We start from the raw sequence: 23,059 nt of genomic DNA, 5'->3' as shown, positions 1-23,059 counted from the left end.
ATGCAGAAGGCCGCCCATTGTTCCCGGGCGGCCTTTGCTTGATCAGGGCAGCAATCGGACTCTATTCGGCGGCCTTCGGGAAGGCGATCGCCGGCTCGGCGCCCAGATCGGCGTCCAGGCCTTTCGACGGGATATCGGCCTTGCGACGCCCCAACAGGCTACTGAACCAGCCACGGCGCGCACCGGGTTTGACCTTGGCGCGCGTGAACACCATCAGCATCGACGGCGTTACCACCAGCGTCAGCACGGTGGCGAAGGACAGCCCGAAGACGATCGCCGAAGACAGCGAAATCCACCATTGCGTCGACGGCGCGTTGATCGTCGTCTCGTGGTGGAAGATTTCGAGGCCGAGGCCGAAAGCGATCGGCAGCACGCCAAGAATCGCCGACACTGCCGTCAGCACCACCGGGCGGGCACGTTCGCGGCAGGTCTGCAGAACGGCTTCGTATTTGTCCCAGCCCTCTTCGCGCAACCGGTCATAGGTGTCGATCAGCACGATGTTGTTGTTCACCACCACGCCGGCCAGCGCGATGACACCGATGCCCGACATGACGATGCCGAATGCCTCTCCCGTCAGCAGCAGCCCGAGGAACACGCCGATCGTCGCCATGACCACGCAGGACAGTACCAGCCAGACGCTGGTGAACTTGTTGAACTGCGCCAGAAGCACGATGAAGATCAGGAAGATCGCCGCACCGAAGGCTTTGCTGAGGAAGGCCCCGGCCTCCGCACTGTCCTCATTCGAACCGGCAAGCTTCCAGCGAATGCCGCTGCCGAGGTTCATGTCGGCGACAGCTTTGGTGACCTCCTGCTGGACGGCAGCCACCTGGGCGCCGGCAGCGACGTTGGCCTGGACGACCACCGTTCGCGCGCCGTCGATGCGGTTGAGGATACCGACCGTCGGCTCCGGCTTGCGCACGACGAAGTTCGAGATCGGCACCGAGCCTTGCGCGGTCTGCACCCTGAGTTCGTCGAGCGTCGACAGCGTGCGCCGATCTTCGGGCAGGCGCAGCCTGATGTCCACCGCATCGTCGGCGCCGGCGGGCCGGTACTCGCTGAGCTTCAGCCCGTTGGTCACCAATTGCACGACCGTCCCGACCGCGGTCGGACTGATGCCGTACTGCGCCGCCTTTGCGCGATCGACTTCAAGCGCCCAGTCGACGCCGGGCGGCGCCAGACCGTCGGAAATATCGATGACGCCGGGCACCTTGGCAATGCGCGCGGCGACCGCGCGGGCCTTGTCGTCAAGGCCCTTCGGATCGACGGCCGAAAGCCTGATCTGGATCGGCTTGCCGGTGGGCGGGCCGGCTTCCGGCACGCGAACCTCGACGTCGACACCGGGAATGCCGGCCATCACGCCGCGCAGTTCGTCCAGGATTGAGTTCGCCGATTTGCGCTCGCGCCAGTCGACGAATTCGTACTGGATCACGCCGACCACATCTTCCGGAACGTCCTGGCCGCCGCCCTGCGTCTTGCCTACACGCGTATAGACGGACTTCACGCCCGGCCAACCGAGCAGCCGATTTTCCGCCGTCTTGGTGGCCGCGTCCATTTCGGCAAGCGAAAGATTGCCACGGGCGTGGACATAGAGCAGGCCGTAGTCAGGCTCGACATTCGGGAAGAATTCGACGCCGGCGCCGAATTTCGAATAGGCGTAGCCGACGCCGAACAACAGCGCCACAGTGAGGACAAGCACGGTGATGGGATAGTGCACCGCCTGCTTGACCACGGCCATGTACCAGCCGTCGCGATTGTCGTCGGGGTGATGGGCCGGCGCCTTGGCAAATATCGCGCCCAGCGTCGGCGCGAAGACCAGCGCATAGAGCATCGAGGCCGAGAGCGTCACGATCAGCGTGATCGGCATATATTTCATGAAGTCGCCGATGATGCCCGGCCAGAACAACAGCGGCGAGAAGGCGGCAATGCGCGTCATCGTCGCCGCGATGACCGGGCCGGCCATGCGCTTGGCGGCAAGCGCGAACGCCTCTTGCTTCGGCATGCCCTCGCTCATGCGACGCTCGGCGAATTCTGTGACGATAATGGCGTCGTCGACCAGCATGCCGACCGCCAGGATGAGGCTGAACAGCACGATCATGTTGATCGTGTAGCCCATCATCGCCAACAACAGGATGCCGATCAGGAAGGACGAGGGGATGGCCAATCCGATCAGCAGCGAGGCACGGCCGGACAGCGCGTAGAGGATAACGATGAACACCAGGATGACGGCGATCATCACGTGGTTCTGCAGGTCGCCGAGCAACTGGTTCACGAAAACGGACTTGTCTTGCGTGTAGGTGACGTGCATGCCCTCCGGCATCGTCTTGATGAAGGCGTCGGACACCTCCCTGACCTTGCCAATCGTATCGATCAGGTTGGAGCCGATGCGCTTCTTCACCTCGATGGCAATCGCCGGCTTGCCGTCGAGGCGGGTAACCGTCTCGGCGTCCTTGAAGGTCGAGCGGATGGTGGCGATATCCTTGGCCTGCACCACGGCATTGGGTCCGGCGACGACCGGAAGCGCCGCCACATCCTCTGGCGTCTCGATAAGCGACGGCACCTTGACTGCGTATTTGCCCTCGGACCCTTCGATATTGCCGGCGGCGACAAGACTGTTGGAAGCGCCGACCGCACCGATCAACTGGTCGAGCTGCAGCCCGTAGGAAGACAGCTTCATCGGATCGATGACCACTTCGACGAGGTCGTCGCGCGCACCCTGCAGCGAGCCCTCGAGCACGCCAGGCACTTCCTCGATGCGGTCGCGCAACTCGCGCGCCGCCGCCGTCAGCACGCGCTCGGGCACCTCGCCCGACAGCGTCACGACCAGGACGGGGAACTCGGAGATGTTGACCTCTGAGACCACGGGCTCCTCGGCCGCTTGCGGCAGGTCGGCCTTGCCGTCCTGCACCTTGCTGCGCGTGTCCTGCAGCGCGGTGGCGAGATCCGTCTGTGGCTGGAATTCGACCAGCACATAACCGCCGCCCTGGAAGGCGGCCGAGCGCATCTCCTTGAGGCCCTTCAGGCTCTTCAGCTTGGCTTCCATCGGCCGCAGCAAGAGGCGCTCGGAATCTTCCGGCGAGATGCCCTGGTAGATCAGGCTGACATACATCATCGGAATCGGAACGTCCGGTTCCGCTTCCTTCGGCGTCGACTGGTAAGCAACCGCACCGGCAAGGATGAGAAAGACCAGGACCGAAATGGTCAGCCGGGCATTGCTGATTGCAAGTTTGACGATGTCCATGATTACTGCGTCCCGGTCGTCGCTTCGCCCAACAGCTTTTGGATGGTCGCCTGGTCCGCTTCGACCGGCTTGACCACTTCGCCTTCCTTCACCAGCTCCTGGCCGGCGACGATGATGCGGGCGTCGGCCGGAATGCCGCCGAGCACCAGGCCGGTCGGCGTGTCGTCGACCAGGTCGATCGGGAAGAACACGACCTTGTCGTCCTTGTCGACGGCGCGGATGCCGAGGTCGCCCTTGTCGCCGAGCGTCACCACCGAGCGCGGCAGCATGACGGCGTCGGTCGGCTGGGCGCTGAGCGCGATTTCGGCCGTCATGCCGGCCGGTACGGAACCATCTGCATTCGGGATGGCGACTTCGACCCGGAAGGTACGGGTTGCCGAAGATGCATCCCGGCTGATGTAGCGCACGATGCCCTCGACGTTCTGGCCGCTGACCAGACGCACATTCGCCTTGTCACCGATCTTCAGATAGCCGAGATCGCGTTCGCTGACCTCGCCGCGCGCAATCACCGGGTCGAGGCTGAGAATAGTAGCCACCTCGCCGCCCTGCATCACGGAACTGCCAAGCTCCACCGGCACCCGGTCGATAACGCCGTCGAAGGGCGCCTTCACCTCGTTGCGGTCGAGTTCGGCTTGCGCTGCGTCCAGTTGCGACTTGGCCAGCGTCAGGTTGGAGCGGGCTGTATCGAGCTGCAACTTGGGCAGATTGCCGGTTTTCATCAGCCGCAGGGCAGCAGCCAGCTCTGCCTCCCGCTGCACGACAAGCTGCTTGGCATTGTCGACCGCCGAGATTTTTTCCTCGGCGGCAAGCATCAGGATCAGGTCGCCGGTCTTGACGTGCTGACCCTGCTTGACCGGCAGCTTGTCGATAACGCCGGCGACGCGTGTCGCCAGGACGGCGCGCTTGTCGGCTTCGGTCAGTCCGGAAATGCGGATAGCGCGTGCATAGGTGCGCCGCGGCGGGGTTATGACCGCGACCGTGCGTAACGGCGCCTTGGGCTGTTCCGCCTCGGCAGTCCCCGGCTTGGCAGCCCCCTGTTCGCCAGTTTGGGGCTTGCCTGCGTCGGCTGTCTTGGGCTGCTCGACCTCTCCTGCCTTGGGCTTGTTGTCGGCGGACGCGCTGCCGACGGACGAGAACTCGCCTGTCGCCATCCAGCCGGCGAAACCGATGAGCACAACAATGGCTGCAAGCTTGTGAAACCTGAATTTCGGCATCGTTATTTTTCCAGTGCGCGGGGTTCGGCCAAGCCGCATCTTCTACTTGGGGCGCGTCGCCGATATGGGTGCGCGCGAGGCCGTATTCAAATTGCCGTGATCGGCGAAGCGCGCTTCTACCTCAAAGTTGCGGCGCAATATAGTCAGAAAAGTTGATGGATTGTTGCTTTGTCCGCAAAGATGCGGCTGCAGCATCGGCTGTTGATCGCCAAAACAGCGGTATGGCAGCAATTGTCAGGATGATCGGACAGATTGCGATGTCATCTGCTTTGCGGAGGAGCGAGAGCAATTCCAGGAAAGTGTGAAACGGTTTCCGTCCGGAATTGCGTCAAACAAAAAGAAAAAAGATAGAGCGGTTCGGCGTTTCCGAAAGGATTGACCGTTCTAGGCCGGACGGCGGGCGGCCTCGGGCTGCTTGCGCGCAGCAAGAAACTCCTTGACCCGCCGGCCCGGCGCGGGCCCGCGTACCGGCTTCAGGCCGTCATCGAGCTCGCCGGACAGATCGATCGTCGGCCGCTTGCCGACGGCGTCGTAGTTTTCTTCCAGCCAGTCACTGGCCGCGGTGCGGCCGAGGTCGCGCAGATAAGCAAGGAACGCCCATTCGGCATTGACCTTGGACGATGCCGACAAATCCTTGAACGCTTCGTCGGCATCGATGCGGTGCATGCGTATGTCGCGATATTCGCCGTGCGGCAGTCGGCCGGCGGCGATCAATTCCTTGACGAAGGCGATCGAGCGGAATTCGCGCAACAGCCCGGCATTGAAGGTGATCTCGTCGATGCGGTTTTGAATCTCATTGGCGCTCTTCGGCGTCCCCTCGCGGACCACCGGATTGATCTGAACCAAAAGCACGTCCTCGGTGGCCGCCGTCTTGAAGAACGGGAACAGTGCCGGGTTGCCGCCATAACCGCCATCCCAATAGGGCACGCCCTTGATCTCGACGGCACGGAACAATTGCGGCAAGCAGGCCGACGCCATCACCGTGTCGAGGTCGATCTCGCCGTCCGAGAAGACCCGCAACTGGCCGGTCTCGACATTGGTAGCGGAAATGAACAGTTCAATCGACTTGCAGGCGCGCACATTGTCGAAATCGATCTCACGTTCGACCACATCGCGCAGCGGATTGATGGCGAGCGGATTGGCGACATAGGGCGAAAATACCCGAGACATCGTATCGAACAGGAAATAGCCGGGCGTGTTCTCGATCGACCAATTGCCCCAGGCGACGTCCCAAGGCATGCGCTGCACCGGGCTGAAGCGGCCCTTTGCCGCCACCGCACGCCAGAAATCGTCGAGCTTGCGCCGCGCACCCTCGACGCCGCCGCGGACAAAGCCGTCGGCCAGCGCCACGGCATTCATGGCGCCGGCGCTGGTGCCCGAAACCGCCGTTATGTCAAGGCGCCCGTCCTCCAGCAGCCGATCGAGCACGCCCCAGGAAAACGCCCCGTGCGAGCCGCCGCCTTGCAGCGCGATGTTGATCTTCTTTGGCTCTTCCACCTTGCCGTTCTTCGGCATGGCGTGGCCCTTCACCGCTGGATGGCTCACTGAGCGGTCCAGCCGCCATCGACAGAGATGTGCGTGCCGTTGATCTGCGCCGCCGCATCCGAGCATAGGAACACTGCCGCCGCCGCAACCTGCTCGACGGTAACGAACTCCTTGGTCGGCTGCTTTTCGAGCATGACCTCGCGGACCACCGTCTCGCGGTCCATCTTGTTGGCCTTCATCTGGTCGGGGATCTGCGCCTCGACCAACGGCGTCAGCACATAGCCCGGACAAATGGCATTGCAGGTGATCTTGTCGCGCGCCAGCTCCAGAGCGACGGTCTTGGTCAAGCCCATAATGCCATGCTTGGCCGAGACATAGGCCGACTTGAACGGCGAGGCGACTAAGCCGTGGGCCGAGGCGACGTTGACGATCCGGCCGCCACCGGCCTGTTTCATCAAGGGGATGGCGGCTGCGATGGTGTGGAAGGCCGATGACAGGTTGATGGCGATGATCGCATCCCACTTCTCGATCGGGAAGCTTTCCACCGGCGCGACATGCTGGATGCCGGCATTGTTGATCAGGATGTCGACCGAGCCGAATGCCTCGGCGGTCTTCGCCACCAAAGCCCGGCACTCGGCCGCCTTCGACATGTCGGCTTTGACATAGGCGGTCTTCACCTTGTGGTGCTTCGCGATCGCGTCTGCGATGGCGTGGTCGTCTGCGGTATCGGAAAAGGAATTGACGACGAGGTTGCAGCCTTCGGCCGCGAGCGCGTGGGCAATGGCCAGGCCGATGCCCGAGGTAGAACCCGTGACTATGGCGGTTTTTCTGGTAGTCAAGGCTGGCTATTCCTTTGAAGTGGGTTCCCGCGGAACCATGTTGCACTGCAGCATATAGGTTCTCTGCCATCCAAGAACAGCGGATGTGTGGAGCAATGACATGAAATTTTTGTCATGAGGACCTCTCTTCTCTCGAGGAGAGAGGTGTCCGGCACCGACTATTGCGACCGGTTTCCGCAAGTATGCGAGGGAAAAATCCTCAGGCGACGAGGTCTGGGACCGGCCCGATATAGCGCGACTGCGGCCGGATCAGCCGTCCGCTCGTCTGCTGCTCGCGCGCATGGGCAATCCAGCCGGCGACGCGCCCGGCAGCAAAGACGTTGGTGAACGCCTCTTTCGGAAAGCCCGCCGCTTCCAGCAGAAGTGCTGTGAAGAACTCGACATTGGTCTGGAGCGAGCGCGACGGCTTGGCGATGCGAAGCACTTCGAGCGCCGCTTGCTCCACGCTCTCGGCAAACGCCAGCCGGTGGCCGGCTTCGCCCTTGGCGCCGAGTTGCCGCACCACCGCTTTCAGCACGTCGGCACGCGGATCGCGCACGCGGTAGATGCGATGCCCGAAGCCCATGATGCGCCGGCCGCGCCCGATCTCGTCACGCAGCCAGCCGGCGGCGTCGCCATGCGCCTCGATCGCATCCAGCATCTCGATCACCGGACCTGGGGCGCCGCCATGCAGCGGCCCCTTGAGCGCTCCGAGCCCGGCCAGCACCGCCGAAGTAAGCCCGGCCTGCGTCGAAGCGACCACGCGCGCGGCGAAGGTCGATGCGTTGAGGCCATGGTCGCAAACCGTCACGAGATAGGCATCGAGCGCCTTCGCCAATTTGGGCGAGGCCGCAATGCCGGTCAGCATCCGCAGCATGTCGGCGGCATGATCGGCCTTGCTATCGGGCGCAATCGGGCTTTCGCCGCGCTGCAAGCGCAGCAAGGCCGGCGTCAGCACGGCAGGTGCTGCAACCAGCCGCAGCGCGTCCGGCAATTTGCCGCCGTCCGGCAGCAGCGCAATGCCGGCGCGCATCGCGCTGTAGATATCGAGGGATGCGAGAAACGGCAGCAAGGGTTCGATCTGCCCGAACACTTCGCTGCGCGCCCGACCGATCGCGTTCGCCAGCTCCTTGTCGTCGGGAAAATCGTCGAAAAAGCCGTCGAACAGCAGATGGACCACCTCGGCGTATTTCCAGCGGCCTGCCAGTTCGGGCAACGAATGGCCCCGGATGGTCAGGCGGCCGCCAAGACCGTCAACATCGGAGAGCACCGTTTCCGCCGCCACCACATCATCGAGCCCATTCGCCATTGGTTTTCTCCTTGACCCTTTCCGCGCGGTAGATAAGGGTTGGCGGCTGGATCATCAATCTTGATCAACAGAATCAACATGACAGGACTCACATGACGGAGTGGCTGACGCGGGACGAGGCCCTGGAGCGTCTCAAGGTGCGGGCCCAGACGCTCTATGCCTATGTCAGCCGCGGACGCATCGGCATGCGGCCGGATGGGGCGGATCCACGCCGTAGCCAGTATCGCGCCGATGACATCGCGGCGCTGGCGAGCCGCCGGGCGCGCGGCCGAAATCCCCAGGCCATCGCCGAAAGTGCAATTGCCTGGGGTGAGCCGGCGATAGCCACCACGATCTCGACCGTTTTGCACGGCCGCCTCATCTATCGCGGCCAGGATGCGGTTGCTCTCTGCGAGGCTGCCACGCTGGAGCAGACCGCAAACCTGCTTTGGGCATCTGACGCACCAGTGTCGTTTGTCTCGGCGAGCCGCGACGGCAACGGCGCAACTGGCCGGCCGGCCGCCTTCGTGGAATTGGCCGCGTTGGCGGCCAACGGCCGGCCTTCGCTCGGCCGCCGATCAGCTTCGCTCAACCACGATGCGGCCGGCGCCATCGCCGCCCTGGCCCAGGCGCTCGGCGCGATTCCCGGAACCGGTGCCGTGCACGAAAGGCTGGCGCGGGGATGGTCGCTCGATGCGGCCGGCGCAGACTTGATCCGCCGCTCGCTCGTACTGTTGGCCGATCACGAATTGAACGCATCGACCTTCGCCGCACGGGTCGCCGCGTCCACCGGCGCACCTGTTTCGGCCTGCCTGCTTGCCGGCCTCGCCACGCTCTCCGGTCCGCGCCATGGCGCCGCCGCGGAGGCCGTCATGATATTGGGTGAGGATGCGCAGAGATTGGGGCCGGAGGCGGCCGTCGGACGCTGGCTCGGTCACGACATGCCACTGCCCGGATTTGGCCATCCGCTTTATCCCGAAGGCGATCCGCGCGCCGAACCTTTGCTGGCCGCTATCGATGTCGATGATGGGCTGCTGCGGCTTTGCGATGCGGCCTTTGCGGCAACGGGCATGCGCCCGAACGTCGATTTCGCCTTGGCTGCGCTGACGCGCAGCCTCCGCTTGCCGTCCGATGCGCCGTTCCGTCTGTTTGCGCTCGGCCGCAGCGTCGGCTGGGCCGCGCACGCGGTGGAACAGGTGACAAGCAACGGCCTGATCCGGCCACGCGCCCGCTACCAGGGACCGCTGCCGGAGTTCCATTAGCTGGCGGCGCAATCCCGGGCCCTTTTTTGGGTGCTGGCGGATTTAAGCTTTAGATGGAATGGTCATACGGCTCATGAAAAGTCGGAGAGCCCGCTGCGCGGCCAGGGCTGGCGGCTCGGACGGATGCCATTCCCGGAAATGACCATCGAGCGCCATGCGTGCCAACCCATACACGAGTGCACGCGCGGCAAGCACAAGATGATCAAAGTCGGTGTCGGGAGCAAGCCGACCGTGTTGTTGCGCTTGCGTCAGCAAGTCGATCATCCTCCGCCGAATAGCCTCATTCTGATGACGAAGGCTGTCCGACGCTTCAAAATCAATTAGGGTTCTGGAACTGATGATCTGGAAATGCGTGGGGTTGGTAATTGCCCATTCCAGATAGCCTTGTCCGATTGCTTCGAAAGCCTCAATGGGATCTGCGCTGCCGATTTTCGACTGCGCCTTGGCAACAGCCTCTGTCAGCCGATCCATGGCCTGTTCGGCGACCGCGGTTAGCAACGCTGTTTTCGATCGAAAATGCCGGAATGGTGCGCCGGGTGAAACGCCGGCACGTTTTGCGGCTTCGCGTACGGAGACATGCTCGGCTCCCCGTTCCTCGATGATCTCCACGGTTGCCGTGATCAAGGCCTCGACAAGATTGCCATGATGGTATCGCTTGGCATGTCCGGCTTCGTCGGAATCAGTAGTCTTGGTCATCTCAGCCAAATAGCACGAGAGCGGAATGTAAACACTGATTATTTCCCTTGCGTTCGAGCGCTGCGTATGTAATCAATGTTTACATCGCAACGGAGGTTACCATGTTTCGCATCACCGCAACGACTGCCCTCGCTTTCTCCTTATTGTCGCTCGTGTCTGCCGAGGCCGAGGATCGGCCCACCCTGGAAATCGCCTGGCCGACCGCAGGTTCAGTTGTCGAACTGGGCAATGCTCCTGAGAAGGCGATAGGCGTCGTCGTCAGGAGCAACTTCAGGCTGCTCCCTGCGGGTGAGTGTGGGGAAATCAGCCAATGCGGCCACGTGCATATGAAGATCGATCCCGACGGAGACACCTGCAACATCCCCGGCAAGCCGTACAACAGCATGAACAGCGACTTTGGCGGTGACCTTATCAAGGCCCGTTTCGGCCATTGCCAGAATGCCGCCGGCAGACACGTAATCGGCGTGCTTCTTGCCGATGATCATCACCGGCCCATTCTAGTAGACGGCAAACCTGTTACCGCTCTGGTGACGGTGACCACGAAATAGAGCATGCCACGAAGCATAGCATGGATGACATCTCCGCCTTTCGAGACGAAGATGTTTTATCACACGGTCTGCTGAAGGAAGTTTCGGCCGGCACTTCGCTAGCCGGCAGTCAGGACATCGTGTCGAGCTTGCGCTGCATCGCGGCGATCTGCTCCTTCAGTTCCTGAAGGTCGTCGGGTTTTTCCGGTGTTTCCTTCCTGGCCGGTTCGGCCGGCGCTGCTGCCGGCGCAGAGCCCGCAGGCGGGAACGGTGTGAACAGCCGCATGGCGTTCTGGAACATTTCCATGTTGCGCCGCGTCTGCTCCTCCAGCACCTTGATCGGCGTGGCGATCTTCATCATGTCCATCGGCGACTTGCCGAGCGCATCTTTCATCTGTTCGCGAAAGCGTTCCTGCTCCTTAGAGAAGGCCAGCATCGACTGCTCGAGAAAGCTCGGCACGATCATCTGCATCTGGTCGCCGTAATAGGCGATGAGCTGACGCAGAAACGGGATCGGCAGCATGTTCTGCCCGTCCTTGTTCTCCAGCTCGAAGATGATCTGGGTCAGCACCGGATGCGTGATGTCGTCACCGGTCTTGGCGTCCTGGACAGTAAAGTCCTCGCCTTTTTTGACCATTTCAGCGAGATCCTCGAGCGTCACATAGGTGCTGGTGCCCGTATTGTAGAGACGGCGATTAGCATATTTCTTGATAACAATAGGTTCGTCTTTTGCGGCCATCTGCATCCTCCCCGGACACCGGGCAGCTTAAGTAAGCCGCCGGTAACGATTGCGCCTTTTTAAAGGATATGCGCAAAAGCGTCATGAATCCAAGCAGTTTGTGCAGTGCGGGAATATTTTATGCTGCGCAGCACGGACGGGCCGCCGTTGCAGCGACGGGCGGCATGCTTGCGGCAGTGGGACGCCATGCCTATTTCGGGTTTGACTCGGGTTGTGGAAAGGGCAAGAAAAGTCCCCGACGGCACCCGAAATCGTTCCCCGAAAGCCTGGAGAAGAACATGTCCGCTTCCAACGCCATCGTTGTCGCCAGTGCAGCGCGCACGCCTGTCGGCTCCTTCAACGGCGCCTTCGCCAACACGCCAGCCCATGAATTGGGTGCGGTCGCCGTCAGGGAAGCGCTTGTCCGTGCCGGCGTCGAGGGCAAGGAGGTGGACGAGGTCATTCTCGGCCAGATCCTGACCGCGGCCCAAGGGCAGAACCCGGCGCGGCAGGCGGCTATGGCCGCCGGCGTGCCGCAGGAGGCTACCTCCTGGGGCCTGAACCAGCTCTGCGGCTCGGGCTTGCGCGCCATCGCGCTCGGCATGCAGCAGATCGCCCAGGGCGACGCGAGGATCATCGTTGCCGGCGGCCAGGAATCGATGTCGATGGCTCCGCATGCGCAACATCTGCGCGGTGGCGTCAAGATGGGCGACTTCAAGCTGATCGACACCATGATCAAGGACGGCCTGACCGATGCCTTCTACGGCTATCATATGGGCAACACCGCGGAGAACGTCGCTCGCCAGTTCCAGATCACCCGCGACGACCAGGACCAGTTCGCACTGGCTTCCCAGAACAAGGCCGAGGCCGCGCAGAAAGCCGGAAAATTCAAGGACGAGATCGTTGCCTTCACAGTCAAGGGCAGGAAGGGCGACACCGTCGTCGACCAGGATGAATACATCCGCCACGGCGCGACAATCGATGCCATGACCAAACTCAAGCCGGCGTTCGACAAGGAAGGCACGGTGACAGCAGCCAATGCCTCCGGCATCAACGACGGCGCCGCAGCCGTGGTGCTGATGACCGAAGCGGAAGCCGCAAGGCGCGGCATCACACCTCTGGTGCGTATCGTTTCCTGGGCGACCGCCGGCGTCGACCCGCAAATCATGGGGACGGGACCGATCCCCTCCTCGCGCAAGGCGCTGGCCAAGGCCGGCTGGTCGGTCGGCGACCTCGATCTGGTCGAAGCCAACGAGGCCTTCGCCGCGCAGGCCTGCGCCGTCAACAAGGATATGGGCTGGGACCCGGCGATCGTCAACGTCAATGGCGGCGCCATCGCCATCGGCCATCCGGTCGGCGCCTCGGGTGCCCGCATCTTCAACACGCTGGTCTACGAGATGCGCCGCAGAAGTGCCAAGAAAGGTCTTGCCACGCTGTGCATCGGCGGCGGTATGGGCGTTGCCATGTGCGTGGAAGCATTGTGATGAGATAAGCGATACGAGTAGGATACTGGCGCAAAGCGAGTAGGGAATGGAGGGCAAACCCGACCGCTTCAACGCTCAGTCATCTGCATTTCCCGGGAGGACACATGACAAAGGTTGCAATCGTCACAGGCGGGTCGCGCGGCATCGGCGCGGCGATATCGGTCGCTTTGAAGAGCGCCGGCTATTCGGTGGCCGCAAACTACGCCGGCAATGAGGAAGCGGCGGCAAAGTTCAAGGCCGCGACCGGTATCCCGGTGTACAAATGGTCGGTCGCCGACTACGAGGCCTGCGCCGCCGGCATCAAACAGATAGAGGCCGATCTCGGTCCCGTCTCGGTGCTGGTCAACAATGCCGGCATCACCCGCGACGCGATGTTCCACAAGATGACGCGCGAGCAATGGAAAGAGGTCCTCGACACCAATCTTTCCGGCGTCTTCAACATGACGCATCCGTTGTGGGGTGGAATGCGCGACCGCAAGTTCGGCCGCATCATCACCATCTCCTCGATCAACGGCCAGAAAGGCCAGGTCGGCCAGGTCAATTACTCGGCTTCGAAGGCCGGCGACATCGGCTTCACCAAGGCACTGGCCCAGGAAGGCGCGCGCGCCGGCATCACCGTCAACGTCATCTGCCCCGGCTATATCGCCACCGAGATGGTCAAGGCGATGGACGAGAAGGTGCTCAACGAGCGTGTCATCCCGCACATCCCGGTCGGCCGTCTCGGCGAGCCGGAGGAGATCGCGCGCTGCGTCGTCTTCCTCGCTTCCGACGATGCCGGTTTCATCACCGGCTCGACCATTTCAGCCAATGGCGGCCAGTACATTAGCTGAGGCTTGGGATGTCGCGGATGCCCCCGTACCGGCCCGACGGCAGGTACGGGCAGATAACCGGGCTGTCACGCGGCAAGCTTCAGCGCTGGGCTGGCTTCAGGCTGGGTTCGGGTAATTGAACCTGCCTCGCACGCGGGTGCCGGCAGACGGGCAAGCGGCGCCCGACTGAGGCCCGACAGCTTCAAGGCGATGCGGCGCTTCAGGAATGGTGTGAGGTTCAGCACCGATAGTACGAGGTTGCGAACGAACCGCTTCACCGGACTGCGGGTAAGTGCCATGCCGGTCATCATGCCAGCCAGGTCAAGCACCTCTTGGGCTGCCGGGCGTCGCAGCGTTTCATAGAGTTCGAGCTCCGCTTCGGGGCGCACGCCGTTCACCACGTCGCCAAGCAATTGGCCAAGCACGACCGCGTCGACGATGCCGGTATTCATGCCTTGCCCTCCCGCCGGACTGTGCACGTGCGCGGCATCGCCCATCAGGAACAACCGGCCCTTGCGGTATGACCGGACCAAGCGGTGATGCACGCGAAACCGCGAGCTCCACGACAGGTCGAGCACGCGGGTTCTTTCTTTGGTCGGCCCACGGCTGTCGAGCAGCACCTGTATGTCTGCGACTGCGGGTTTTTCCGGTGCATCGTCCATTGTCGCGACGACGCGGTACGATCCGTCTGGGAGCGGCGCCACCACCACCAGTCCGGCTGGCGCAAAGAACAGCGACACTTCGGTTGGCCCAACCGGCCAGTCGAGACGAACGTCGGCGAGAACGAACGACGCCTCATAGGCCGCGCCGTCGAACTCTATGCTGGCCGAGTTGCGCACTAGGCTGTGCATGCCGTCGCCGCCAACGACGTAACGTGTCGATATGATCTTCTCGCGGCCGTTTTCGACCACCGTCACGCGCGCACCGTCAGTGTCCTGAACCACCGCTTTGGCCTCGACCATGCGGTGGATCACGCCGCCCAGGGCCGTAATCCGCTCGGCAAACACCTGCTCGGTGAGATTCTGAGGCAGCATCATCAGATATGGATGCCTCGACGGAAGCTTTCCGAAATCGAGCTTGAGCAGTGCCCGGCTGCGATCTCGGATGGCGAAATTCTGCAGCTTCAGGGCAAGTTCGCTCAGCCGCTGCCTGACGCCCAGCGGCTCCAACGCTTCCAGCGTCTGAGCGTGGATGACGCCGGCCCGCGAGGTTTGAAGGCCCTCCCCAAGCCTGTCGATCAGAACATGGTCGATCCCGGCCTGGTGCAGCACGATGGACAGCGCCAAGCCGGTCGGGCCTGCGCCAATAATCAGGACTTCCGTTTTATCTGGCAACATTTTCTCTCTCCATTTATCAACACATGTTGACTTTCTAGCCGAAGCCATTGCATTTGTCAACAGCCGTTGGCATATGGATTTCATGAGCGAGAATCAGCAGAAGAAAACCAGCAAGTCGGACCGCACCCGCGCCCAGATCCTCGAAGCCGCGAGGCTGCTGTTCGCCAAGCACGGCTATGACGGCGCCTCCATCCGCAACGTCGCCGCCCATGCCTCGATCGATCCGGCCATGGTGATCCGCTATTTCCGCAGCAAGGACGAGCTATTCGCCAGAGCGGCGGTCGTCGACCTGAAATTGCCGGCACTGCGCGTGATCGATCGAACCGCCATCGGCAAGACACTGATCAGGCGATTTCTCGAAATCTGGGAAGATCCGGCCAACGGTACCGGCATGGCAATTCTGCTGCGGTCGGCGACGTCGAACGAATTCGCCGCCGAAAAGTTGCGCGATGTATTTGCCAACCAGGTAAGGACACTGGTTGCGGCGGTCGCTGATCCCGCCGATGCGGGCCGGCGGGCCGGGCTCATTTCCAGCCAGCTGCTGGGTTTGGCGATGTGCCGTTACCTGCTGCGCCTACCACCGGTCGTCGCCCTGTCTCACGACGAAATCATCCAGACCGTCGGCCCTACATTGCAGCGCTATGCCGTCGGAGAGGATGTGCCTTGAACAAGCCGTTCAGCGTGGGGCCGAGTCTGAGCCTCATGCGGCAAGTGCGCCGACCGATGGCCATGACGGCGGTGTGTGCCGAACCAGCACGCAAAGGTTAATGGCCGCTGCGCAGCCTGTGCAAAAACCGCCCGGCAGCCTGTGGATTCTCGGTGGAAAAGATGTTCACAACACAACATGTTGCGGTGAACAAACCAAGAAACTTCGGCTATCTCTGATTCGTCGCCGATTCGTTCCGGCTTTGAGCGGAACGTTAACGACGACAGCTGAAAACACCTCAGAATGATTAAAGCGCGTTAGGAAACATCAATAATTTCATAATGTTGTGCGAAGCAGATTGGCCAGCCACGACCATTCACCGGCAAAGGTTAACCGTGGTGCTCGCCTGGATGCCGCCTGCATGAATCGGGCCAGTTTCCGTGATTCAGCATGTGGTGAGGTACGCCGGCAGAAAACCCAGATGTAGCCGTGAACAAACCCTGAATCAGCGCGAGTCAGTGATTCGTCGCTGATTCGTTCCAGACTCGTTCCAACTGTTAATCGGAAACAGATTTTCTGGCTTTGAAGCGACCAATCGGCCTGCCCTCGGCACATTCCGCTTTCGCTTCGCGCCCGAAATCCCTATGTGTCGCCTGTCATACGCGGCCAATATGGGCGCGCTCCCGACAATGCGAGGCGGAGAGCCTTATTTCCAGGCCGATGAACATCCATCCGAAACACACTGAACCGCTGATCCTGACCGGCCGAGACGTGACGGCCGTGCTCGGCCCGACCAACACCGGCAAGACCCATCTCGCTATCGAACGCATGGTGGCGCATGAAAGCGGCGTCATCGGCCTGCCGCTCAGGCTGCTTGCCCGCGAGGTCTATGCGCGCGTCTGCGAGAAGGTCGGCGCCCATAAGGTTGCGCTCATCACCGGCGAGGAAAAGATCCAGCCGGCTGGCGCGAAATACTCGGTCTGCACCGTGGAAGCGATGCCGCGCGAGACCGACGCCGCCTTCGTTGCCATCGACGAGGTCCAGCTCGCCGGCGATCTCGAACGCGGCCACATCTTTACCGATCGCATCCTGCATCTGCGCGGCCGCCAGGAGACGCTGCTGCTTGGCGCGGCCACCATGCACGGCATCCTGCAGCGCCTGCTGCGGGGCGTGTCGGTGGTGACCCGGCCACGGCTATCGCATCTTGCTTATGCCGGCTCGAAGAAGCTGACCCGCCTGCCACGGCGCACCGCGATCGTCGCCTTCTCGGCCGACGAGGTCTATGCCATTGCCGAGCTGATCCGCCGCCAGCAAGGCGGTGCCGCCGTCGTGCTCGGCGCACTCAGCCCGCGCACCCGCAACGCCCAGGTGGCGCTGTTCCAGTCGGGCGACGTCGACTACCTCGTCGCAACCGACGCCATCGGCATGGGCCTCAACCTCGACCTCGACCACGTCGCCTTCGCCCAGAACCGCAAATTCGACGGCTACCAGTACCGCAACCTGACGGCGGCCGAACTCGGCCAGATTGCCGGCCGCGCCGGCCGGCACCTGCGCGACGGCACCTTTGGCGTCACCGGCCAGGTCGATCCGCTGGATGAGGAACTGATCCAGAAAATCGAGGCGCATGATTTCGACCCGGTGAAAGTGCTGCAGTGGCGCACCGCGCATTTCGATTTCGCCAACCTCGATGCGCTGAAACGCTCGATCGAGACCAACGCCCCGGTCGAAGGCCTGACGCGCGCACTGCCGGCCGTGGACGCGCAGGCGCTCGAGCATCTGTCGCGCGACGAGGACGTCCGGGCACTCACCACCGATGCCAGACGCGTGGCGCTGCTGTGGGAAGCCTGCGCGCTGCCCGACTACAGGAAGATCGCGCCGGCCCAGCACGCCGACTTGATCGCCTCCATCTACATGGACCTTGCCAGGCATGGCCATGTCGACGAGAACTACATGGCCGAGCAGGTGCGCCGTGCCGACACCACCGAAGGCGACATCGACACGCTGTCGCACAGGATTGCCCAGATCCGCACATGGACCTTCGTTTCCAACCGGCCCGGCTGGCTGGCCGATCGGGCACACTGGCAGGAAAAGACGCGCGAAATCGAAGACAGATTGTCGGATGCGCTGCATGAGCGGTTGACGAAACGTTTTGTAGACCGCAGGACTTCCGTCCTCATGCGGCGCCTTAGAGAAAACACGATGCCTGAAGCCGAAATCAGCCCAACCGGAACCGTCCTCGTCGAAGGCCATCATGTCGGCGAGCTGCAGGGTTTCCGCTTTACCGCCGACCAGAGCGCCGGCGGCGAGGACGCCAAGGCGGTGCGGGCGGCGGCGCAGAAGGCGCTTGCCGCCGAGTTCGAGGCGCGGGCCGAGCGCTTCGGCGCCTCTGCCAATGGCGACATCGCCCTGGGTTCGGATGGCACGCTGCGCTGGATCGGCGCGCCGATCGGCACGCTGGTCGCCGGCGAAGACGCTTTGAAGCCGCGTCTTGTCCTGCTGGCCGACGAGCAGCTCACCGGTCCGGCCCGCGACAAGGTTGCGGCGCGCGCCGAGCGCTTCGTCAATTTCCAGATCGAATCCCTGCTGAAGCCGCTGGTCGACCTCAAGAATGCCGAGCAGATCACCGGCATCGGCCGCGGCATCGCTTTCCAGCTTGTCGAGCATTTCGGCCTCATCAACCGTCGCGACATCGCCGACGAGATGAAGTCGCTCGACCAGGAAGGCCGCGCGGCGCTTCGCCGCCTCGGCGTGCGCTTCGGCGCCTACCATGTCTTTGTGCCGGCGCTGATCAAGCCGGCGCCGGCCGGGTTGATCACGCTGCTGTGGGCGCTGAGAAACGACGGCAAGGACAAGCCCGGCTTCGGCGATGTCGTTCACGCACTGGCCTCCGGCCGCACCTCGGTGGTCATCGATCCGACGTTCGACAAGACCTTCTACAAGCTTGCCGGCTACCGCAATCTTGGCCGGCGTGCTGTACGCGTCGATATTCTCGAGCGGCTGGCCGACCTGATCCGGCCGGCGACCAACTGGAAGCCGGGCCTCGGGCCTCGCCCCGACGGCGCCTATGACGGCCAGTCCTTCATGGTGACGCCGCCGATGATGTCGATCCTCGGCGCCACCGCCGACGACATGGAAGAAATCCTGAAGGGGCTCGGCTATCGCGCCGATGCCAAACCGGCAGCCGAGGTCAAGGCGCGGCTCGAAGCACAGGACAGTGCCGCGCGTGAAGCGGCTGCTGCAAAGCTGGCGGCGGAAGAGGCTGCGCGAGTCGAGCAGGCGAGGATGGCGGAAGCATCTGCCGCGGCAGAGCCGCCGGCGGAGGCTTCGGAACCCGTGTCGAATGCGGCTCCCGTTGCGGAGGCGGCGGCTGAAGCTGTGACCGAAGCGGCGGCACAGCCTGTCGCGGAAGCTCCAGCCCCTGAAGCTGCGGCAGAAGTCACGCAAGAGACCCTGCCCGCCGCCGAAGCGGCTGCAGAACCAGCGGCTGAGCCAAGGGCGGCGGAACTTGGGGCGGAAACTGAGGCTACGGCACCGGCAGAGCCGCCGATCTTCGAAACGACGGAAGCATCGCCGGCCGAACCTGCAGCGACGGCGGAAGCAGTCGCCGACGACGCTGCCCCGGAGGCGGAGGAGCCAAAACCTATCCTATTGTGGCGGCAGGGTCGTTTCGACCAGCGCCCGCGTCATCGCCAGCATGACAACCGCCCACGGGACAATCAACGGGGCAATCGCGCGCGCAATGGTCAAGCTGCGCCGGACAGCCGCAGCGATGCGCCGGTAGATGCCGGCGGGCAACCGACGCCAGGCGACCGGCCCGCCCGTCAGGGGCGCCACGACCCGCGTGTCGGCGCCGGCAAACCGCGCTTCGACCGTAGCAAGTTCAAGCCTAAACCGCAAGGCGAGGCTGGAGAGCAGCACGCCGGCAAGCCGCAAGGTGAACGCCCCGACCGGCGCGAAAACCGGCCCGACTGGAAGGCTGGCCGGCAGGACGGCAAAGGCAGCGCCCAAGGCGCAAAGCCCGCCTTCCAGCCGAAACCGCGTGAGGAACGCCCGGTCCGCTTCGACCCGGACTCGCCCTTCGCCAAGCTCGCCGCGTTGCGCGACCAGCTGAAGAAGTAAGCTGCTCGTCCAATGGTCACTGATGCCCGCCAGCGCATCGACAAGTGGCTGTTCTTCTCGCGCGCGGTAAAATCGCGCACGCTGGCAGCCAGGCTGGTCCTCGCCGGACGCGTCCGCATCAATCGCGACAAAGCAGCGCAGGCCTCCGATACGGTCCGGCCGGGCGACGTTTTGACCATCACGCTGGAGCGGCGGATCTTCGTCTGGAAAGTCCTTGGCACCGGCGTACGGCGTGGCCCGGCAGAAGAGGCCCGCCTGCTCTACGAGGACATGTCGCCGCCCGCCGCGCCCAAGGGCGAGGGGCTTCCGGATGCGGTGCCGCCGTTGCGCGAGGCCGGCAGCGGTCGCCCGACGAAGAAGGAGCGCCGCCGGACCGACCACCTGCTCGGCGACGATTGAGCAAGGTCGAACGCCCGCTTTGCCGGCCTTCCGGAATTTCATTCCGGAAACCGCGGCACCGCTGGCAGGGGCCGCCCTTGCCACCAGCGGACAAAGGCGTTACCTCACCAAAAAAGCCCAACAAAATGGGACGTCCCGGAGCCGACCAATGACCTATGTCGTGACCGACAATTGCATAAAATGCAAATACATGGACTGCATCGAGGTCTGTCCGGTCGACTGCTTCTACGAAGGTGAGAACATGCTCGTCATCCACCCGGACGAGTGCATCGATTGCGGCGTCTGCGAACCGGAATGCCCGGCCGACGCGATCAAGCCCGATACCGAATCGGGCCTCGACAAATGGCTGCAGATCAACACCGAATATGCCGAGAAATGGCCCAACATCACCGCCAAGAAGGAGCCGCCGGCCGACGCTAAAACTTTCGATGGCGAAACTGGCAAGTTCGAGAAATATTTCTCCCCCGAGCCCGGCGAAGGCGACTGACGAGCCGGCCAGCTGCGGCGGCCTGACGCCGCTTAACAGACGTGATACATTAACTGCCTTGACAGGCGGCGACGGCGCGTGGCCTTCGCGCGTGCAGCAAAACCTTGATTCTTCCGACTTTTTGTGTTATATCAGCCAAACATGCCGGTGACACAACGTCGATTTATGGCGCAAACGCCCCAAATCACTGAAAGGTGAATTTCTCAATCCGGACCAGAGCGATCTGGGGCAGGCGGTCGCAATGTTGCGATTTGCCGGTCCTGGCCTTTCCGGTGAGTTCATCGTTGTGTGGCTAAGGACCGGTCACCCCGGTCGCACGAGTTCGGGCCGGCACGATGCCGGTACCACAACAAGGAGTTCAGGGCGTAATGGCAACGATCACCCCGCAGAAGAAGTCCACCGCAGCGCGCCACGGTTTCAAGACCGGCGAGTACATCGTCTATCCGGCGCATGGTGTCGGCCAGATCGTCTCGATCGATGAGCAGGAAGTCGCGGGCCACAAGCTGGAGCTGTTCGTCATCGACTTCCAGAAGGACAAGATGCGCCTCAAGGTGCCGGTCGCCAAGGCGACCTCGATCGGCATGCGCAAGCTGTCGGAAGAGGATTATGTCGAGCGCGCGCTGAAGGTCGTGCAGGGCCGCGCCCGCGTCAAGCGCACCATGTGGTCGCGCCGCGCCCAGGAATATGACGCCAAGATCAACTCCGGCGATCTGATCTCGATCTCGGAAGTGGTGCGCGACCTCTATCGCGCCGACAACCAGCCGGAGCAGTCCTATTCCGAGCGCCAGCTCTACGAGGCGGCCCTCGACCGCATGGCCCGGGAGATCGCGGCCGTCAACCGCATGTCGGAGACCGAAGCGGTTCGCCTCATCGAGGTGAACCTCAACAAAGGCCCCAAGCGCGGCGCCAAGGCCGACAATGAGGAAGCCGAGCAGGAAGAAGCTGCCTGAGCCTTTTCGCCTTCGAATTCAGAAAAACCCGGCCTCGCGCCGGGTTTTTTGTTTTGGCGGACCGGTAATGGCCATTCTAGCTCTTGCCGCCGCCTTCCCTTTCCGCCTCCTGCTTCAGCGTGGCGATGAACCGCTTGGTCCGCTGGCGCTCGGGGTTGCTGAACAACACCGCGGCCGGCCCTTGTTCGACGATGTTGCCGGCATCGAGGAACACCACTTCCCGCGCGATCTTCGAGGCGAGCCGCAGATCATGCGTCGCCATCACCATGGTCGTGCCCTCGCTGGCGAGCTTGCCGAGCACGTCGACCACCTCCTGCGCCAGTTCCGGATCAAGTGCAGAGGTCGGCTCGTCGCAGAGCAGGACTTTCGGCGAAGGCGCCAGAGCCCGGGCAATCGCTACGCGCTGCTGCTGGCCGCCTGACAGCGTCGCCGGCCAGGCATCGGCCTTGTGCGCCATGCCGACCTTTTCGAGCAGGGCCAGCGCCCGTTCGCGCGCCCTCTCCTTGGGCCATTTCAGCACCGTCACCAGCCCCTCCATGATGTTCTCGATCGCAGTACGATGCGGAAACAGCTGGAAATTCTGGAACACCATGCCGGTCTGCAGCCGCAGCCGCTGGATATCCCTGGTCGAGACCCTGCCGCCGGGGTGGAACTCGAGTGCATCGTCGCCGATCCGCACCGTGCCTGAAGTCGGCAGCTCGAGCAGGTTGATGCAGCGCAAAAGCGTGCTCTTCCCTCCGCCCGAGGGCCCGACAAGCGCCGTAACGCTGCCTTCCTCGATGGTGACGGTCACGCCCTTCAGCACCAAATTGTCGCCGAAACGCTTTTCGATGTTGGTGAGGCCGATCATGCGCGCGCCTCCAGGAAGCCGCCATAACGGTTGAGCCGCGTTTCCAGCCGCGCCTGCAAGGCCGACAGCACGGAGCTCATGACCAGATAGAGAGCCGCTGCCTCGACATAGAGGATCAGCGGCTCATAGGTGGTGGCGACGATGCGCTGGGCCGCCTGGAACATCTCCGGCACGGTGATGGCGGCGGCGAGCGAAGTGTCCTTGACCAGCGAGATGAAGGTGTTGGACAGCGGCGGCACGGCGACGCGCCCCGCCTGTGGAAGAATGGTGCGCCGCATTGCCTGGGCCCAGGTCATGCCGATCGAATAGGCCGCTTCCCACTGACCCTTGGGCACCGAACCGATGACGGCGCGGATGATTTCCGACGAATATGCGCCGATGTTCAAGGTAAAGCCGATCAGTGCTGCCGGAAAGGCGTCGAGCAGGATGCCGACCGATGGCAGGCCGTAGAAGATCAGGAACAGTTGCACGAGAAGCGGCGTGCCGCGGAATATCCAGACGTAGAAGCGGACCACGGCGACCAGCGGTTTGGGACCGAACAGCCGGACAAGCGCCACAACCAGGCCTAGGACAAGACCGAATGCAAACGACAGCAGCGTCAACGGCACGGTGAAGATCAGTGCGGCCCACAGCAGCGTAGGCAGGGATTCCAGCATCAGTTGCAGCCAGTGCGGCACGAAGGCTCCTCCTTGCCAGATTGCCGTCGCTCACATCACGCGAAAGCGGCGGGCC

The 23,059-nt window shown here is 63.0% G+C and carries 19 protein-coding genes; 9 read left to right on the top strand and 10 right to left on the bottom strand.

Features of this window, described 5'->3' with window-relative positions:
• Positions 1–61: 61 nt before the first annotated feature.
• From NKH83_RS01340 to NKH83_RS01320, 5 genes are all read right to left on the bottom strand, one after another.
• A complete protein-coding gene (locus tag NKH83_RS01340; protein ID WP_352476140.1) occupies positions 62–3,238 on the bottom strand; it encodes an efflux RND transporter permease subunit in 3,177 nt (1,058 codons plus the stop codon).
• A 2-nt stretch (positions 3,239–3,240) separates the two neighbouring features.
• Positions 3,241–4,452, bottom strand: coding sequence for an efflux RND transporter periplasmic adaptor subunit (locus NKH83_RS01335; RefSeq protein ID WP_352476139.1), 1,212 nt, complete (start codon positions 4,450–4,452; stop codon positions 3,241–3,243).
• Positions 4,453–4,836: 384 nt separating this feature from the next.
• Positions 4,837–5,967, bottom strand: coding sequence for a patatin-like phospholipase family protein (locus NKH83_RS01330; protein ID WP_352476433.1), 1,131 nt, complete (start codon positions 5,965–5,967; stop codon positions 4,837–4,839).
• 26 nt (positions 5,968–5,993) lie between these two features.
• Positions 5,994–6,776, bottom strand: a complete 783-nt coding sequence (locus tag NKH83_RS01325) for a 3-hydroxybutyrate dehydrogenase (RefSeq protein ID WP_352801726.1) — start codon at positions 6,774–6,776, stop codon at positions 5,994–5,996.
• A gap of 199 nt (positions 6,777–6,975) precedes the next feature.
• Positions 6,976–8,064, bottom strand: coding sequence for a citrate synthase/methylcitrate synthase (locus tag NKH83_RS01320; protein WP_352801724.1), 1,089 nt, complete (start codon positions 8,062–8,064; stop codon positions 6,976–6,978).
• Between the two features lie 92 nt (positions 8,065–8,156).
• On the opposite strand from NKH83_RS01320, the gene NKH83_RS01315 reads away from it, so the two are divergent.
• The gene (locus NKH83_RS01315) at positions 8,157–9,305 is read left to right on the top strand and encodes a citrate/2-methylcitrate synthase (protein ID WP_352801722.1); all 1,149 of its coding nucleotides are present in this window, start codon (positions 8,157–8,159) and stop codon (positions 9,303–9,305) included.
• A 42-nt stretch (positions 9,306–9,347) separates the two neighbouring features.
• On the opposite strand, the gene NKH83_RS01310 is transcribed toward NKH83_RS01315, so the two are convergent.
• On the bottom strand, positions 9,348–10,001 hold the full coding sequence (locus NKH83_RS01310) for a TetR/AcrR family transcriptional regulator (protein WP_352801720.1): 654 nt from the start codon (positions 9,999–10,001) through the stop codon (positions 9,348–9,350).
• A gap of 101 nt (positions 10,002–10,102) precedes the next feature.
• Between NKH83_RS01310 and NKH83_RS01305 the strand changes: the two genes are divergently transcribed.
• Positions 10,103–10,549 carry a hypothetical protein gene (locus NKH83_RS01305; RefSeq protein WP_352801718.1) on the top strand — a complete coding sequence of 149 codons (447 nt, stop codon included), beginning with the start codon at positions 10,103–10,105 and terminating at the stop codon, positions 10,547–10,549.
• Positions 10,550–10,658: 109 nt separating this feature from the next.
• Here NKH83_RS01305 and phaR read toward each other — a convergent pair whose 3' ends face one another.
• A complete protein-coding gene (phaR, locus tag NKH83_RS01300) occupies positions 10,659–11,267 on the bottom strand; it encodes a polyhydroxyalkanoate synthesis repressor PhaR (protein WP_254816501.1) in 609 nt (202 codons plus the stop codon).
• A gap of 278 nt (positions 11,268–11,545) precedes the next feature.
• Between phaR and NKH83_RS01295 the strand changes: the two genes are divergently transcribed.
• The gene (locus NKH83_RS01295) at positions 11,546–12,730 is read left to right on the top strand and encodes an acetyl-CoA C-acetyltransferase (protein WP_254816500.1); all 1,185 of its coding nucleotides are present in this window, start codon (positions 11,546–11,548) and stop codon (positions 12,728–12,730) included.
• A gap of 104 nt (positions 12,731–12,834) precedes the next feature.
• Positions 12,835–13,560 (top strand): acetoacetyl-CoA reductase, encoded by a 726-nt coding sequence (gene phbB, locus NKH83_RS01290; RefSeq protein ID WP_352666211.1) that lies wholly within the window; start codon positions 12,835–12,837, stop codon positions 13,558–13,560.
• Between the two features lie 65 nt (positions 13,561–13,625).
• Here the strand turns inward: phbB and NKH83_RS01285 are convergent, their stop codons facing one another.
• Positions 13,626–14,825 (bottom strand): FAD-dependent monooxygenase, encoded by a 1,200-nt coding sequence (locus NKH83_RS01285; protein ID WP_352801716.1) that lies wholly within the window; start codon positions 14,823–14,825, stop codon positions 13,626–13,628.
• Between NKH83_RS01285 and NKH83_RS01280 the strand changes: the two genes are divergently transcribed.
• The 5 genes from NKH83_RS01280 to NKH83_RS01260 all read left to right on the top strand — a co-directional run bounded on the left by NKH83_RS01280 (position 14,812) and on the right by NKH83_RS01260 (position 21,477).
• A complete protein-coding gene (locus NKH83_RS01280) occupies positions 14,812–15,543 on the top strand; it encodes a TetR/AcrR family transcriptional regulator (RefSeq protein ID WP_352801714.1) in 732 nt (243 codons plus the stop codon). The two genes, NKH83_RS01285 and NKH83_RS01280, sit on opposite strands and share 14 nt — an antisense overlap.
• Before the next feature lie 699 nt (positions 15,544–16,242).
• Positions 16,243–19,641: a helicase-related protein gene (locus NKH83_RS01275; protein ID WP_352801712.1), complete on the top strand. Its 3,399-nt coding sequence runs from the start codon at positions 16,243–16,245 to the stop codon at positions 19,639–19,641.
• A gap of 12 nt (positions 19,642–19,653) precedes the next feature.
• On the top strand, positions 19,654–20,040 hold the full coding sequence (locus NKH83_RS01270; RefSeq protein WP_352801710.1) for an RNA-binding S4 domain-containing protein: 387 nt from the start codon (positions 19,654–19,656) through the stop codon (positions 20,038–20,040).
• A 148-nt stretch (positions 20,041–20,188) separates the two neighbouring features.
• Positions 20,189–20,527 carry a ferredoxin FdxA gene (fdxA, locus tag NKH83_RS01265; protein ID WP_352801708.1) on the top strand — a complete coding sequence of 113 codons (339 nt, stop codon included), beginning with the start codon at positions 20,189–20,191 and terminating at the stop codon, positions 20,525–20,527.
• A 368-nt stretch (positions 20,528–20,895) separates the two neighbouring features.
• Positions 20,896–21,477 carry a CarD family transcriptional regulator gene (locus NKH83_RS01260; RefSeq protein ID WP_006327799.1) on the top strand — a complete coding sequence of 194 codons (582 nt, stop codon included), beginning with the start codon at positions 20,896–20,898 and terminating at the stop codon, positions 21,475–21,477.
• Between the two features lie 76 nt (positions 21,478–21,553).
• On the opposite strand, the gene NKH83_RS01255 is transcribed toward NKH83_RS01260, so the two are convergent.
• Both NKH83_RS01255 and NKH83_RS01250 read right to left on the bottom strand, forming a co-directional pair.
• Positions 21,554–22,327, bottom strand: coding sequence for an amino acid ABC transporter ATP-binding protein (locus NKH83_RS01255; protein WP_352801706.1), 774 nt, complete (start codon positions 22,325–22,327; stop codon positions 21,554–21,556).
• Positions 22,324–23,004, bottom strand: coding sequence for an ABC transporter permease subunit (locus NKH83_RS01250; protein WP_023721020.1), 681 nt, complete (start codon positions 23,002–23,004; stop codon positions 22,324–22,326). The genes NKH83_RS01255 and NKH83_RS01250 overlap by 4 nt, the downstream gene beginning before the upstream one ends.
• Between the last annotated feature and the right edge of the window lie 55 nt (positions 23,005–23,059).

The sequence above is a fragment of the Mesorhizobium sp. M0909 genome, from assembly GCF_040319515.1.
Classification (GTDB): Bacteria; Pseudomonadota; Alphaproteobacteria; order Rhizobiales; family Rhizobiaceae; genus Mesorhizobium.
This window is presented reverse-complemented; position numbering and strand designations above follow the sequence as displayed.